The organism is Cupriavidus sp. 05T41, assembly GCF_056396525.1.
In genome coordinates this window covers 63966-79633 of record NZ_JBFTLQ010000033.1, presented here as the reverse complement: position 1 = coordinate 79633, position 15668 = coordinate 63966, and the positions used below count along the sequence as shown (strand labels likewise).

Below are 15668 nucleotides of genomic sequence, written 5' to 3'. Positions count from 1 at the left end.
CCGCGCAGGCCGGGCATGGTGCCGCGCGCGGCCGGCTGCGCGGGCCACGCGGCGCGCGCGCCCAGGCCACGGCAGTCCAGCACCGCGCCCGCGCTGATGCCCAGCGCAGGCAGGTCCCGGGCCTCGATCTCGCCGGCTTCCCACACGCAATGCAGGCCTTCGGCCACCGCGCACGCCAGCAGCGCGCGCAGCGTGCCGCGGTTGTCGAGCTGGCCTTCGCCGGCCAGCAGCAGGCCCTGCGGGAAGCGCCCCGCGAGCGCGGGTTCCAGCGCGGCCACGCCGTTGCCGTCGAGCGCGCGCATGCGCTCGGCCACCAGCGCGGGCGGCGCCACCGCGCGCACGCGGCTGGTGAACAATGACATCTCGCCGCGGTCGCGCGCATGCCAGACCACCAGCGTGCCGTCTTCCTGGAAAAACACCGGCTCGGGCAGCTCGGCCACCCAGGCGCGCCAGAGATCGACGCTGGCCACGCCCAGCTCGACGATGCGGCGCTCGGCGATGGCGGATTCGGCCAGCGGCGCCAGCATGGCCGCGGCCACGTGCGCGGCGGAGCCGGCGCCATCGGGGCCGGCTCGCTCGACCAGCGCCACGCGCAGGCCGGCACGCACCAGTTGCCAGGCGGAAAGGCGCCCGGCCAGGCCGGCGCCGAGCACGGCCACATCAAACGACTGCACTGTCATGGGGATGCTTTGCGCCGGCGGCTGCCGCGACTGCGCGGCGGGCGCCGGCCTCCTTTAAGTCTGGGAGCGCCTCCTCGCGAAGGCACGGTACTACGTGTGCGGCGCCCGCTTGCGCGGGGGCCGCCCCCCTTGCCTTACGAGTAGATCTTGCTGCCGCTCTTGACGAACTCGATCGACTTTTCCTGCATGCCCTGCTCGGCTTCGGGCTTGAGCGAGGCGGCGTAGTCGCGCACTTCCTGCGTGATCTTCATCGAGCAGAACTTGGGACCGCACATCGAGCAGAAATGCGCGATCTTGGCGCCTTMGGCCGGCAGCGTGGCGTCGTGGTACGAACGCGCGCGCTCGGGGTCCAGGCCGAGGTTGAACTGGTCTTCCCAGCGGAACTCGAAGCGCGCCTTGGACAGTGCGTTGTCGCGCAGCTGCGCGCCCGGCCAGCCCTTGGCAAGGTCGGCCGCGTGGGCGGCGATCTTGTAGGTGATGATGCCTTCGCGCACGTCTTCCTTGTCCGGCAGGCCCAGGTGTTCCTTGGGCGTGACGTAGCACAGCATGGCCGTGCCCATCCAGCCGATATTGGCCGCGCCGATGCCGCTGGTGATGTGGTCGTAGCCGGGGGCGATGTCCGTCACCAGCGGTCCGAGCGTGTAGAACGGGGCCTCGTAGCAGTGCTTGAGTTCCTCGTCCATATTGGCCTGGATGCGCTGCAGCGGCACGTGGCCCGGGCCTTCGATCATGACCTGCACGTCGTGCTTCCAGGCCTTGTCRGTCAGCTCGCCGAGCGTGCGCAGCTCGCCGAACTGGGCGTCGTCGTTGGAGTCCGCGATGCAGCCCGGACGCAGGCCGTCGCCGAGGCTGAACGAGACGTCGTAGGCCTTCATGATTTCGCAGATCTCGTCGAAATGCGTGTACAGGAAGTTTTCCTTGTGATGCGCCAGGCACCACTTGGCCATGATCGAGCCGCMGCGCGAGACGATGCCGGTGACGCGGTCGGCGGTCATCGGCACATAGCGCAGCAGCACGCCGGCGTGGATGGTGAAGTAGTCCACGCCCTGCTCGGCCTGCTCGACCAGCGTGTCGCGGAACATCTCCCAGGTCAGGTCCTCGGCGATGCCGCCGGTCTTGTCCAGGGCCTGGTAGATGGGCACCGTGCCGATGGGCACCGGCGAGTTGCGCAGGATCCATTCACGGGTTTCGTGGATGTGCTTGCCGGTGGACAGGTCCATGATGGTGTCCGCGCCCCAGCGGATCGACCACACCATCTTTTCCACTTCCTCGGCMAGCGACGAGGTCACGGCGGAGTTGCCCAGGTTGCCGTTGATCTTGACGCGGAAGTTGCGCCCGATCGCCATCGGCTCCAGTTCGGTGTGGTTGATGTTGGCGGGGATGATGGCGCGGCCAGAGGCGATTTCCTTGCGCACGAATTCCGGCGTCATGTCTTCCGGACGCAGCGGCAGCGACGCACCCAGCGCATTGCCCGGGTGCTGGCGCAGCAGCGCCTTGTATTCGGGCTTGTCGTACAGCGCCTGCAGGTTCAGCGACTCGCGCAGCGCCACGTATTCCATCTCGGGCGTGATGATGCCGCGGCGCGCATAGTGCATCTGCGACACGTTGGCGCCGGCCTTGGCGCGGCGCGGGTTGGTCAGCTGGGCAAAGCGCAGGTGGGCGGTGGCCGGATCGGCGGCGCGCGCCAGGCCGTATTCCGACGACAGGCCGGCCAGCACTTCCGTATCGCCGCGCTCTTCGATCCACTTGCCGCGTACCGAGGGCAGGCCTGCCTTCAGGTCGATATGCACGTCCGGGTCGCTGTACGGGCCGGAGGTGTCGTACACCGGGATCGGCGGGTTGGACATCTCGCCCTTGTCCGTGCGCGTGGACGTCTGCAGGATCGTGCGCAGCGGCACGCGGATGTCCGGGCGGCTGCCGCTCAGGTAGGTCTTGCTGGAAGCGGGATAGGCGAACTTCTTGTCGAGATCGGTCTCGAGCGACTCGAAGGAAGCGGCGGGGGCGGAGTTTGTGCGGGCCATGGGTATCGTCCTCTCTCTTGCGGGGATGGACGAAACCAGGAGCCCTGAGCATGGACGCGGCGCTGTGTCCGGGTCATGTGCCTCGCTGGAGGCAGGAGCTGTTCGGTAACCATGAAACTTCCCACGCCGGTACTAGCCGGATCGGGTTCGAAGGGACTCTCTCAGCCGCACGGCCCATCCGTACGGCACCCCTGTTTCATCCAACGGGGTGAATTTAAGCACAAGGGCCGGGGCTTGACCACCCCTGTTTCAATCTGGACAGTCGTGCGCGGAAGTCAGCATTGGCGCTTGTTGCAGCGCGGCAGGCATCGTGGGACGCGGGCACCACACCGGAGCGGCATGGTTGACGCCGTGCGGGGCCGCCCCTTGCCGTCACATGATGCGCGGCTTGCTCTACCATGCAGAAAACAGGACAACACTGCGACATCACGCACCACGCCACCCTGGAGACCGCATGACCGAAGCCGCCACCCATCGCGTGTTCAACCAGGTTCCGGATCTCGCCGGCCACAACCTGTTCGCCGGCGACCCGGTGCTGCGCGCCGCGCTGGAACGGCTGGGAGGCGGCTGGCATGCCGGTGCGCTGGAGGCATTCGGCGCGCGCCTGGGCGAGCCCGACGTGCAGCGCTGGGCGGCCGAGGCCAACCGCGATTCGCCGCAACTGCATACGCACAGCCGCACCGGMGAGCGCATCGACGAGGTGCAATTCCCGCAGGCATGGCACGAACTGCTGGGGCTGCTGCGCGGCCAGCAGCTGCAGGCGCTGCCGTTCGCRCAGCCGCGCGACGGTGCCTGGGTGGCGMGCGCGGCGGGCTACTACCTGCAGGCGCAGGCCGAATCGGGCTCGCTGTGCCCGCCCACCATGACCTTCGCCAGCATCCCGGTGCTGCAGAAGGAGGCCGCGCTGTTTGCCGAACTGGGGCCGAAGCTGTTCGCCACGGAACACGATGCGCGCGACCTGCCCTGGCGCGACAAGCGCGCCGTCATGATCGGCATGGGCATGACGGAAAAGCAGGGCGGCTCGGACGTGCGCAGCAATACCACCGTGGCGCGCGCCGTGCGCGGCGAGGGCCGCGGCGCCGAATACGAGCTCACCGGCCACAAGTGGTTCTTCTCCGCGCCGATGTGCGATGCGCACCTGGTGGTGGCGCGCATGGGTGCCGAGGACGGGCCGCTGTCGTGCTTCTTCGTGCCGCGCTTTCGCGACGACGGCAGCAAGAACCCCGTGCAGATCCAGCGCCTCAAGGACAAGCTGGGCAACCGCTCCAACGCCAGCAGCGAGGTGGAGTTCCGCGGCRCCACCGGCATCCTGATCGGCGAGGAAGGCCGCGGCATCCCGACCATCATCGAAATGGCCACCCATACGCGGCTGGACTGCGTGATCGGCAGCGCCGCCATCACGCGCGCCGCGCTGGTGCAGGCGCTCCACCACGCGCGCCACCGCATGGCCTTCGGCCGCCTGCTGGCGGACCAGCCGCTGATGCGCAACGTGCTGGCGKACCTGGCGCTGGAAAGCCAGGCCGCGACCCTGCTGATGATGGAGCTGGCGCAAGCCTTCGAGCGCGCCGACACCGATCCGCTGGCCACCGCGTGGAAGCGCATCGTCACGCCGGCGGCCAAGTTCTGGATCTGCAAGCGCGCCATCGAGGTCACCGGCGAAGCCATGGAGGTATGGGGCGGCAACGGCTACGTGGAAGACGGGCCGATGGCGCGGCTGTATCGCGAAGCCCCGGTCAACTCGATCTGGGAGGGTTCGGGCAACATCATGTGCCTGGACGTGCTGCGCGCGCTGCAGCGCAATCCMGAAGACGGCGCCCGGCTGCTGCAGGACCTGGCCCGGCGCGCCGGCGGACATCCGGCGGTGCGCGCCGAGCTGGCCTCGCTGCAGGCCATGCTGCGCGACGCCCCCGAACACATGGAGGCCGGCGCGCGGCGCTTTGCCCAGGGCCTGGTGCTGGCCGCGCAGGCGGCGCTGATGCTGGGCCATGCCGATGCCGAGGATGCCGAGCACTTCGTGGCAAGCCGCCTCGGGCGCCAGCACGGCCGCGTGTTCGGCACGCTGGAGGGCGACGCGGCCGGGCTGGCGCGCGTGGTGGCGCGCGCCTGGCCGGCCTGAAAGCCGGCCCGCTCCGGCCTGCCCCCGGGCCATCTTCCCGGCCCGCCCCCCCTTCTTAATTCCCCGGCAGCGCTACAGCTGCTGCCGGTCCTGCCGTAAACAGCCTTTGACACTAATGGCATACATTGCATACATAAGTGCCGGATCGTCCATTTTCCTGACTCAGTGCCGCGCTCCGCCGAGGCGGGCGTCGCCCATCCCGACATGAATATCAGTCAACGCTTGTTGCTTTCCCTCTCTCTTGCCCTGCTGGCCCTGCTGGTGGTCGGCCTCGGCGGCATCTGGCAGCTCAGCCAGTCGGAAGATCGCTTCGAATACTTCAACGACAACACGCTGGGCAGCGTGCGCACCCTTGGCAGCCTCAAGGACGACGTGAATGCGATGCGCATCGCGATGTACCAGCACACCATGAGCGAGGACCCCAAGGCCAAGGCCGGCATGGAGCAAGCCATGGCGCGCGCCGACCAGAAGTTCGAAGCCACCACCGCCAAGTACGGCCGCGACGATATCAGCGACGACACCGACGGCAAGCTGCTGGAAGCGGACCGCGCGGCCTTCAAGCGCTATCGCGATGCGCGCCCCGCCCTGCTGGAAAAATCGCGGGCCAACGATTACCTCKGCGCCCAGGCAATGCTGTTGAGCGGCGAACTGCACGACGCTTCCGCCGTCCTGCGCAAGGCGCTCGACGAGCACATCGCCTACAACGGCGAATTGGGCGAGCGGGCGGTCGTGCAAAACCGCGGGCAGTACCGCACTGCAGTGGTGGTGTTCTCGGTCGTGATCGCCGTGGCCGTGCTGGTCACCGGCGCCCTGGCGGTGACCTTGTACCGCCGCATCCACGGCAGCCTGGCCGAGATCGAGCAGACCCTGGAATACGTCAGCGAAAGCCTGGACCTGGAGCGCCGCGCGCCGGTCGGCCGCCTGGACGAGATCGGCCGTACCGCGGCGGCCTTCAACACCCTGCTTGGGCGGGTGGGCGTGGCGATGCGCGAAGTCCGCACCTCGACGGAGTCCGTGGGCGTGGCGGCACGCCAGATTGCGGCGGGCAACACCGACCTGTCGGCACGCACCGAGCAGCAGGCGGCGTCGCTGGAAGAAACCGCATCGAGCATGGAGGAGCTGACCACCACCGTGCGGCAGAACGCGGACAACGCGCGCCAGGCCAGTGGCCTGGCCGGCGATGCGGCCCGCGTGGCCGAACACGGTACCACCGCCGTGCAGCAGGTGGTGCAGACCATGGGCGCGATCGCCACCAGCTCCAGCCGCATCGCCGAGATCACCAGCCTGATCGAGGGCATCGCGTTCCAGACCAATATCCTGGCGCTCAACGCCGCGGTGGAAGCCGCGCGTGCCGGCGAGCAGGGCCGCGGCTTTGCGGTGGTGGCCGGCGAGGTGCGCAGCCTGGCGCAACGCTCGTCCAGCGCGGCGAAGGAGATCAAGGACCTGATCGACGAATCGGTCGGCACCGTGCGCGCCGGCTCCTCGCAGGCCCAGGACGCCGGCAAGACCATGGACGATGTGCGGCAGGCAGTCAAGCGCGTGTCCGACATCATCGCCGAGATCGCCGCGGCGTCGGACGAGCAGAGCGCAKGGATCGAACAGGTCAACCAGGCAGTCGGGCAGATGGACCAGGTCACGCAGCAGAACGCGGCGCTGGTGGAAGAGGCGGCCGCGGCGGCGCAGTCCCTGGACGACCAGGCCGGCAAGCTGCGCGACACGGTATCGTCCTTCCGCCTGGCCAAGGCCTGAGCGGCGCGGCGCATCGGGCCCGGCCGCCGCGCGCCGGGCCCTTGCCTGCCGGCGCCGGCTACACCGCCAGCGTCTCCGCCAGGCGCAGCACCACGCGCGGGCCGTGGCGGATCAGGTCATGCGCCCGTTCGCCGATCATGATGGCGGGCGCGTTGGTGTTGCCACCGATCAGCGTCGGCATGATCGATGCGTCGACCACCCGCAAACCCTCCACGCCCCGCACGCGCAGCTGCGGGTCGACCACCGCGCCTTCGTCCATGCCCATGCGGCAGGTGCCCACCGGGTGATAGATGGTGTCGGCATGCTCGCGGATCATGGCGCGGATGACGCCGTCATCGCCGCCCTCCGCGGGCAGGTGCCCCGAATAGAGCTCCTTGCCGCCGAACGCCGCCAGCTGCGGCTGGGCCAGGATGCGGCGCACGATGCGCACGCCGGACACGAGGTCGTCGAGATCCCGCGGGTCGGACAGATAGCGCGGATCGATCAGCGGAGCCTCGCGGATATCGGGCGAGGCCAGCGTGACCTCGCCGCGGCTGTGCGGGCGCAGTACGCAGACGTGGCACGAATAGCCGTGGCCGAAGCGAATGYGGCGCATATGGTCGTCGGCCATGCCGACCACGAAGTGCAGCTGCAGGTCGGGCTCCTCCAGCTCGGGCCGGCTCTTGAGAAAGGCGCCGGCCTCGGCGAAGTTGGATGTCAGCATGCCGGTGCGCTCGCGCCGGTAGCGCAGGATCTCGGCCAGCAGGCGGAAGGCACCGCCCACCGACACGCCGAACAGCTCCGATGCCGCCACGCGCTTGTGCACGATGATGTCGAGATGGTCCTGCAGGTTGGCGCCCACGCCCGGCAGGTCGTGCACCACGGGAATGCCCAGCTCGCGCAGATGCGCCCMCGGGCCTACCCCCGACACCATCAGCAATTGCGGCGAGCCGAAGGCGCCGGCCGAGACGATCACCTCGCGGCGCGCCCGCAGCAAGGTCTCGCGGCCGTCCAGCCGCACCGTCACGCCCACTGCGTGGCGGCCGTCGAATTCGATGCGCAGCACCTGCGCACCGGTCAGCACATGCAGGTTGGCGCGCCCGGCGTTGCTGGCGCGGTCGTCGGCATCGCCGCGATGGAGATAGGCGCGCGCGGCATTCCAGCGCTCGCCGCCGTGCTGGGTCACCTGGTACCAGCCTGCGCCCTCCTGTTCCATGCCGTTGAAATCGTCGTTGCGGCGGTAGCCGGCCTGCTGCGCCGCCTCGATGAAGCGCTGGCCGAAGGCATTGGGCGTGCGCAGGTCCGATACGTGCAGCGGGCCGCTGCCGCCGTGCAGCGGGTCGTCGTCGCGTCCGGCCAGGCGTTCGTTGCATTCGGCGCGGCGGAAGTAGGGCAGCACGTCGTCCCAGGCCCAGCCGTCGCAGCCGCCCATGGCCCAGCCGTCGTAGTCGGACGGACGGCCGCGCGTGTAGATCATGGCGTTGAGCGAGGAACTCCCGCCGAGCCCGCGCCCGCGCGGCTGGTAGCCGCGGCGCCCGTCCAGGCCGGGCTGTGGCACGGTGCGGTAGCCGTAATTGCGCGCACCCGCGCGCGGCAGCATGAGGGCGGCGCCCGCCGGCGCGGAAACCAGCACATGGTGATCGTGCCCGCCCGCCTCRAGCACCGCCACGCTGTCGCTGCCGCTGTCGGCCAGGCGCCCGGCCAGTGCGCAGCCGGCCGAACCGGCGCCGACGACGAGATAGTCAAAGGTGGTTTCCATCTGTCTCTCCGCGTGGTCGGAGGTCGGTGCGCCCGGGCTTGCGGCGCCCGCCGCGGCTGCCCGCAGATCCGGTCTGAAAACCAGTGTAGGCGCTTTGCACGGGAGCTGAAAAGGGGGAAGCGGGAGACGCGCAAGGTGGCTGGCCGGCCGCCGGAGATGCACGGGCACGCAGGCGGAACGAAGGCGGAACCAAGCCGGAAGCGGGGCGGGGAATGCACCTGCGAGCGTGCCGGCGGCAGGTCCCGCGGAGGCAGCCGCATGCGCCCGGAGACACCCGCCAGTCCTGCGGGAATACGCCCGGAATACGGCCGGAATACGCCCGTTTGAAGCGGTTCCCGCCAGGGCGGCCGGCATTGTCACCGCGCACGGCATGGCATATGGTGCGGGAATCGATAACGCCGCGCGCGCCACGGGCAGCGCATGGCCCATGGGAGATCGCCACATGAGAGAAGTGCCCGAGATGTCATCCGTATTCGACGCCATGCGCGCCGCCTCGCGCAGCGACCAGGCACCGGCCTGGACCGTGCGCGCCGACCGCCTGCGCCGTCTGCGCAAGCTGGTGACGGATCATCAGGACGAGATCTCGCAGGCCATCAGCGCGGATTTCGGCAACCGGCCGCGCCAGGAAACCGCGCTGCTGGAGGTCTTCCCGAGCCTGGCCGGCATCGACGGCGCGCTGCGCCACGGCAAGCGCTGGATGCGGGTGCGGCGCGCGCGCACCGGGCTGTGGTTCAAGCCGGCCAGCTCGCGGCTGATGCCGCAGCCGCTGGGCGTGATCGGCATCGTGGTGCCATGGAACTATCCGCTCTACCTGACCATCGGCCCGCTCGCGGGCGCGCTGGCCGCGGGCAACCGCGCCATGGTCAAGCTCTCCGAGTACACGCCGCGCTTTGCCGCGCTCTTCGCCACGCTGGCGCAGCAGGCCTTCGCCGCCGACGAGCTCACGGTGGTCAACGGCGACGCCGGGGTGGCAAGCGCCTTCTCCGCCCTGCCCTTCGATMACCTGCTGTTCACCGGGTCGACCCAGGTCGGCCACCATGTGATGCGCGCGGCGGCCGCCAACCTCACGCCGGTCACGCTKGAGCTGGGCGGCAAGTCGCCGGCCATCGTCGGCCCGGGTGCCGACCTGGAGCGCGCGGTCGAGCGCATCCTGGTCGGCAAGCTGCTCAATGCCGGCCAGACCTGCATCGCGCCCGACTACGTGCTGCTGCCGGAGGCGATGCGCGACCGCTTCGTCGAAGCGGCGCGCGCCTGCGCGGGCAGGCTCTACCCGGACCTCGGCAGCAATCCCGACTACACCACCATCATCAGTGCGCGCCATTTCGCGCGGCTCGACGGCCTGGTCGGCGACGCCGCCCGCGCGGGCGCCCGCGTGGTGCCGCTGACGCAGGCGCACTCCGACCCGCAGCGGCGCCGGCTGGCGCCGCTGCTGCTGCTCGACGTGCCCGACGGCGCGACCGTGATGCAGGAAGAAATCTTCGGCCCGGTGCTGCCGCTGGTGACGTACCGCTCGCTGGACGAGGCCATTGGCTATGTCAACGCGCGGCCGCGGCCGCTGGCGCTCTACCTGTTCGAGAAGGAGCGCGGCGCGATCGACCGCGTGATGGCGCAGACCGTGGCAGGCGGCGTCAGCATCAACGAGACCTTGCTGCACATCGCGCAGGAAGACCTGCCCTTCGGCGGCGTAGGGCCCAGCGGCATGGGCGCGTACCACGGCGAAGCGGGCTTCGAGACCTTCTCCAAGCTCAAGCCGATCTTCCGGCAATCCGGACTGAACGGCGCCGGACTGCTCAAGCCGCCATACGGCAAGCGCTTCGAGACGATGATCCGGATGCTGATGCGCTGACGCGGCGCCGCCGGCCCGCGCCCCAGGGCCGGACTCGCGTCAGGATGACAGCATTGGCCGGCCCAGCATGCGCGCCAGCACCGCCTCCGGCGAGTGCGTGTGATCGCTGATGGCCTTCGGCGACAGGTAGTAGGTCTGTTCCATCATCGCCCGGCCGCGCATGGCCGCATGCAGCACCTGGTCGCTGAACACAATCCAGGTGGAACCCGGCGGGAAGTGGAATTCCTGCTGCGGCACGCTGGCCTGGTATGCCAGGTCCGCCTTGGCCAGGTCATGCAGCTGCAGCATGCGATGGTCGTACTCCGAGCGGCGGCGCTTGGTGATGCGCAGCAACTCCATCAGGCGGGCCTGACCCGGCCACATGCCCTTGGTCTGCGGCACGAAGCGGCGCGCGAAATCGCCGAAGGGCTCGCCCACGCGCCACACGCGCGGCGCCTGCGGGTCGATGTTGTGGAACACGCGCAGCAGGCGCTGGCCCAGCAGCGGGTTGGACGGGAAGGAGTCCACGTGCAGGCGCGTGTCGTCCTTGCGCCAGCTCACCGGGCGGCCGGCGATTTCGCTCGGGCGCAGCGAGGTGCCGGCGCGCACCATGTGCGGGCCGTATTCCGGGAACAGGCTCAGCACCAGCTTTTCGCTGGACTCGGCATAGCGCTTGATCAGCCGGTACAGGTCGCCGAGATCCCGCTCGCTGCCGGTGGCGCCGCGCACGGCGCGGTCGTTGGCGCGCAGGTTGATGTTCTTGGACTTGCCGTCGGACCAGCGGCTGTCGAGAAAACGCTCCTCGCCGGTCTCGAAGCGGAATTGCAACTGCGGGAAGTAGAGCACCGCGCCCTGCTCCAGCTGCTGGCGCAGGCCTGCCGCGGTGGCGGCGTCGACCTGCGGCGCCCAGTCCGTGTAGGGCTGCGTGCGGATCAGGTTGAAGGCAGGCTCGCTCGCCCCGGGCACGGTAGCCGGGCCGGAGACGGCGGGCGTGGAGACCGGGCGGGTCGAATGAGTCGATTCTTGTGGCATGGGCATCCTCGGTATGCGGGCTCCGGCGGAATCCAGCGGGCTCCCGCGGGATGACAAGACGCCACTTGCACGGGCAGCCTTGCGATCCCGCGATTCTACCCTCGCGGCCCCGCCGCGCCACGCCTGGAGCGCCGCGGTTGATCTCCGGCAAGCCGGGCGGCTTTCGCGCCCCCTGCCGCGGGCACAAGAAAAACGCCGCCCGGAGGCGGCGCTTTTCGGTACGGACGCKACAGCCTTACAGGCCGGCGGCAGCGCGCAGGACGGCAGCCTTGTCGGTCGCTTCCCACGAGAATTCCGGCTCTTCGCGGCCGAAGTGGCCGTAGGCGGCGGTCTTCTCGTAGATCGGGCGCAGCAGGTCCAGCATCTGCACGATGCCCTTCGGGCGCAGGTCGAAATGCTCCTGCACCAGCGCGGCGATCGCCTCGTCGGAGATCTTGCCGGTGCCTTCCGTGTACACGGTCACGTTGATCGGGCGGGCCACGCCGATGGCGTAGCTGACCTGCACCTGGCACTGGCGCGCCAGGCCGGCGGCGACCACGTTCTTGGCCACGTAGCGGGCGGCATAGGCGGCCGAGCGGTCGAMCTTGGACGGATCCTTGCCCGAGAACGCGCCGCCACCGTGCGGCGAGGCGCCGCCGTAGGTGTCGACGATGATCTTGCGGCCGGTCAGGCCGCAGTCGCCTTGCGGGCCGCCGATGACGAAGCGACCGGTCGGGTTGACCAGGTACTTGGTGTCCTTGAGCATCGCGGCCGGCAGCACCGGCTTGATGATCTCTTCGATCACGGCTTCGCGGATCTGCGCCTGGCTGATGTCCGGCGCGTGCTGGGTCGACAGCACCACGGTGTCCACGCTGTGCGGGCGGCCATCGACGTAGCGCACGGTCACCTGCGACTTGGCATCCGGGCGCAGCCAGGGCAGGCGGCCGTCGCGGCGCAGCTGCGACTGGCGCTCGACCAGGCGGTGCGAGTAATAGATCGGGAAGGGCATCAGTTCCGGCGTCTCGTCGCAGGCGTAGCCGAACATCAGGCCCTGGTCGCCGGCGCCCTGGTTCAGGTAGTCGTCGGAGGCACGGTCCACGCCCTGCGCRATGTCGGGCGACTGCTTGTCGTAGGCGACCAGCACGGCGCAGCCCTTGTAGTCGATGCCGTAGTCGGTGTTGTCGTAGCCGATGCGCTTGATGGTGTCGCGCGCGACTTGGATGTAGTCGACGTTGGCGGTCGTGGTGATTTCCCCGGCGAGGACTACCAGCCCGGTGTTGCAAAGGGTTTCGGCCGCTACACGCGCGTACTTGTCCTGGGCCAGGATGGCGTCCAGGACTGCGTCGKAAATCTGGTCTGCGACCTTGTCGGGATGGCCTTCGGAGACGGATTCCGAAGTGAACAGGAAGTCGTTTGCCACGAACTTATTCTCCAGGTTGGCTATTGCGTGCCAACCTATTCAGTCCGGGCGGCGACGCTTTAGCGGTATTTTCAAGCCGTTCCGGTAGAACGGTATCGCCCCGCAAGTTGTCAGTTAACTCGGCGATACGCGTTATTATACGCGGCTGCGAGCCGGCCTGCAGCGCCCCCGTTCCGATTGGGGTTGCCCGTGCGGCGCTGCCGGGGCCGGTGGCGGCCTTTTCGCAGTGAAACCGCAGGCACAGGCGCCTGTCTGACAGTGCAAGCGGTGTGCGGGCCCGGTAACGGACCCCATGTCATTTCGATTGCCCCCTCTAACGGCAGCAGCGGGCAAAACATGAATCACTGAACCCGGCCACCGTGCCGCAGAGCACGATCCGATGACCTTTTTGTTCTGGCTGATTTCCCGCTTGCCGCTGTCGTGGCTGCACGCCGCCGGCGGTGCGCTGGGCCTGCTGGCAGCGCGCCTGCCGGGACGCTACGGCACGCGGCTGACCGCGCACATGCGCCAGGCCTATCCGGGCGCTGACGCGGCCACGCTGGCAGAAGCCGCGCGCGCCACCGGCCGCATGATCCTGGAGATGCCGTATTTCTGGTGCCGCCGCAACCCGCCGCGGCGCTTGTACGGCTTTGCCCTGCCACTGTGGCCTGAACTGGACCGCCTGATGGCGCAAGGCCGCGGGCTGATCATCCTGGTTCCCCACCTGGGCTGCTTCGAAGTGCTGCCGCAGGCGTTCGCGCTCAAGCATCCGGTCACCGCGCTCTACAAGCCACCCCACCAGGCCTGGCTGCGCGCCTGGATCTTGAAGATGCGCACTCGTCACAATCTTGCCATGGCACCCGCGGAGCCGCGCGGCGTGCGCATGCTGCTCAAGGCGCTCAAGCGCGGCGAAGCGGTTGGCATCCTGCCTGACCAGGTACCGCCTGGCGGTGAAGGCGCGTGGGCGCCGTTCTTCGGCAAGCCCGCCTACACCATGACCCTGGTGCAGCGCCTGCAGCAGCACACCGGTTCGCCCATCGCCGCGATCTTCGCCGAGCGCCTGCCGCGCGGCGAAGGCTTCCTCGGGCATATGAAGGTGATCGAAGAACCCTTGCCGGACGATCCGGGCGAAGCTGCCGCCGTGCTCAACCAGGCCATCGAGGCATTGGTCCGCGCCGCGCCCACGCAGTACCTGTGGGGCTACAACCGATACAAGCAACCGCGCGGCGCCGAGGCCCCTCCCGAACCTGCGCCGCTCTCCAACTAGAACAAATGAGCCGTATCTTTACCTGGCTGGGCATTGCCCTGCTGACCGTGCTGGGCAAGTTGCCCTATCCGCTGGTGGCGCGCTTCGGCGAAGGACTGGGCAGCTTGCTCTACCTCATCCCCAGCAGCCGCCGCAAGGTGGTGCAGACCAACCTGCGCCTGTGCTTTCCCGAGCGCAGCGACGCCGAGATCGAGGCGCTGTCGCGCCAGACCTTCCGCACCGTGTTCCGCAGCTTTGCCGAGCGCGGCATCTTCTGGACCGGCAGCGAGAAGCAGATGCGCCGTTGGGTGCGCATCGAGGATCATGCCGACCTGGTGGCGCTGGACGGCAAGCCGCACATCCTGGTCACGCAGCACCTGTCCGGCGTGGAAGCCGGCGCGATCCGCCTGACCATCCACCTGCGCGACCATGTGGGCCGTTMGGGCGCCTCGCTCTACACCAAGCAGAAGAACGACCTGTTCGACGGCTTCCTCAAGCATGCGCGCGGCCGCTTCGGCGCCAACATGATCGCCCGCAACGACAGCGCGCGCGACATCATCCGCTGCCTGCGCAAGGGCGAAGCGCTGCAACTGATCGCCGACATGGACTTCGGCGAGCGCGACTCCGAGTTCGTCCCCTTCTTCGGCGTGCAGGCCCTGACGCTKACCTCCGTGTCGCGCCTGGCGCGCCTGACCGGTGCCAKGGTGGTGCCGATCTACACCGAGATGCTGCCCGACTACCAGGGCTATGTGCTGCATGTGCTGCCTGCCTGGGAAGACTATCCCGGCGACAGCGTGACCGACGACACGCGGCGCATGAACGCCTTCTTCGAAGACTGCATCCGCCMGCGCATCGCCGAGTATTACTGGGTGCACAAGCGCTTCAAGCACCGCCCGCCGGGCGAGCCCGAGATCTACTGAAACCGCCCGCGGCGTGTCCGGCAGGCACGCCCGGCGAGGAATACAATCGCACCATGAAACTCCAGTTCACCAAGATGCATGGCGCCGGCAACGACTTCGTCGTGCTCGACGGCATCCGCCAGACCCTGAACCTGACACCCGCGCAGTGGCGCGCGCTCGCCAGCCGGCATTTCGGCGTGGGCGCCGACCAGATCCTGGTGGTGGAGAAGCCCACCCGCGACGACGTCGACTTCCGCTACCGCATCTTCAACGCCGACGGCGGCGAAGTGGAGCACTGCGGCAACGGCGCACGCTGCTTCGTGCGTTTCGTCACCGATCAGGGCCTGACCGACAAGCGCTCGGTGCGCGTGGAAATCATGAACGGCGTGATCACGCTGACGCTGCAGGACGACGGCCAGGTCACCGTSGACATGGGCGCGCCCGAACTGGAACCGGCCCGTGTGCCCTTCCKCCCCGACGGCCTGCCGACCCGCGCCGAAGGCCGCGACACCCTTTACGGGCTCGAGGTAAACGGCCGCACGGAATGGATTTCCGCCGTCTCGATGGGCAACCCGCACGCGGTGCAGGTGGTGGACGACACCGAGGCCTTCCCGGTGCTGCAGGACGGCCCCATCATCGAGCATCACGCGAGCTTCCCCAACCGCGTCAACGCCGGTTTCATGCAGGTGCAGGAACGCCACACCGTGCGCCTGCGCGTGTTCGAGCGCGGCGCCGGCGAAACGCTGGCCTGCGGCACCGGCGCCTGCGCGGCGGTGGTCGCGGGCATCMGCCGCGGCCTGCTCGACTCGCCGGTGCTGGTGCATACGCACGGCGGCGACCTCACCATCGCCTGGGACGGCGAAGGCGAGCCGGTACGCATGACCGGCCCGGCCACCACCGTGTTCGAAGGCAGCATTGACCTGGAGCGGCTGCCTGGCTGACCATAGGGGCTCGCGGCCCGGCCGGGCCGCCCCCCTGATGGAG

At 69.1% G+C, this 15668-nt stretch carries 11 protein-coding genes and 1 riboswitch; of the genes, 6 read left to right on the top strand and 5 right to left on the bottom strand.

The genetic code is table 11. The features are described from left to right. On the bottom strand, positions 1-680 hold a 680-nt coding region (locus AC1DKV_RS20450), incomplete at its 3' end, for an NAD(P)/FAD-dependent oxidoreductase (protein ID WP_477137880.1). 134 nt (positions 681-814) lie between these two features. Then, positions 815-2701, bottom strand: coding sequence for a phosphomethylpyrimidine synthase ThiC (thiC, locus tag AC1DKV_RS20445; RefSeq protein WP_477137879.1), 1887 nt, complete (start codon positions 2699-2701; stop codon positions 815-817). A 101-nt stretch (positions 2702-2802) separates the two neighbouring features. Then, positions 2803-2904: riboswitch (TPP riboswitch) on the bottom strand. A 251-nt stretch (positions 2905-3155) separates the two neighbouring features. Here thiC and AC1DKV_RS20440 point away from each other — a divergent pair. Next, positions 3156-4817, top strand: coding sequence for an acyl-CoA dehydrogenase family protein (locus tag AC1DKV_RS20440; RefSeq protein WP_477137878.1), 1662 nt, complete (start codon positions 3156-3158; stop codon positions 4815-4817). Between the two features lie 204 nt (positions 4818-5021). Continuing rightward, positions 5022-6566 carry a methyl-accepting chemotaxis protein gene (locus tag AC1DKV_RS20435; RefSeq protein WP_477137877.1) on the top strand — a complete coding sequence of 515 codons (1545 nt, stop codon included), beginning with the start codon at positions 5022-5024 and terminating at the stop codon, positions 6564-6566. Between the two features lie 58 nt (positions 6567-6624). Here AC1DKV_RS20435 and AC1DKV_RS20430 read toward each other — a convergent pair whose 3' ends face one another. Continuing rightward, positions 6625-8304, bottom strand: a complete 1680-nt coding sequence (locus AC1DKV_RS20430) for a GMC family oxidoreductase (RefSeq protein ID WP_477137876.1) — start codon at positions 8302-8304, stop codon at positions 6625-6627. Positions 8305-8746: 442 nt separating this feature from the next. On the opposite strand from AC1DKV_RS20430, the gene AC1DKV_RS20425 reads away from it, so the two are divergent. Continuing rightward, positions 8747-10150, top strand: coding sequence for a coniferyl aldehyde dehydrogenase (locus AC1DKV_RS20425; protein WP_477137875.1), 1404 nt, complete (start codon positions 8747-8749; stop codon positions 10148-10150). A 39-nt stretch (positions 10151-10189) separates the two neighbouring features. Here the strand turns inward: AC1DKV_RS20425 and AC1DKV_RS20420 are convergent, their stop codons facing one another. Next, the gene (locus AC1DKV_RS20420; protein ID WP_441650123.1) at positions 10190-11161 is read right to left on the bottom strand and encodes a Kdo hydroxylase KdoO; all 972 of its coding nucleotides are present in this window, start codon (positions 11159-11161) and stop codon (positions 10190-10192) included. A 235-nt stretch (positions 11162-11396) separates the two neighbouring features. Continuing rightward, entirely contained in the window at positions 11397-12560 is a 1164-nt protein-coding gene (gene metK / locus AC1DKV_RS20415) for a methionine adenosyltransferase (RefSeq protein WP_477137874.1), read from the bottom strand. Between the two features lie 379 nt (positions 12561-12939). On the opposite strand from metK, the gene AC1DKV_RS20410 reads away from it, so the two are divergent. The 3 genes from AC1DKV_RS20410 to dapF are packed head-to-tail and all read left to right on the top strand — an operon-like array spanning position 12940 to position 15625. Further along, a complete protein-coding gene (locus AC1DKV_RS20410) occupies positions 12940-13806 on the top strand; it encodes a lysophospholipid acyltransferase family protein (RefSeq protein ID WP_441617514.1) in 867 nt (288 codons plus the stop codon). Between the two features lie 5 nt (positions 13807-13811). Next, the gene (locus AC1DKV_RS20405; RefSeq protein ID WP_477137873.1) at positions 13812-14705 is read left to right on the top strand and encodes a lipid A biosynthesis lauroyl acyltransferase; all 894 of its coding nucleotides are present in this window, start codon (positions 13812-13814) and stop codon (positions 14703-14705) included. Between the two features lie 53 nt (positions 14706-14758). Next, on the top strand, positions 14759-15625 hold the full coding sequence (gene dapF, locus AC1DKV_RS20400; protein ID WP_477137872.1) for a diaminopimelate epimerase: 867 nt from the start codon (positions 14759-14761) through the stop codon (positions 15623-15625). Positions 15626-15668 lie beyond the last annotated feature (43 nt).

Bases quoted from the DNA above. Each gene is read 5' to 3' on its own strand.
- AC1DKV_RS20410 (WP_441617514.1), top strand. From the start codon at position 12,940: ATGACCTTTTTGTTCTGGCTGATTTCCCGCTTGCCGCTGTCGTGGCTG.
- AC1DKV_RS20420 (WP_441650123.1), bottom strand. From the start codon at position 11,161: ATGCCACAAGAATCGACTCATTCGACCCGCCCGGTCTCCACGCCCGCC.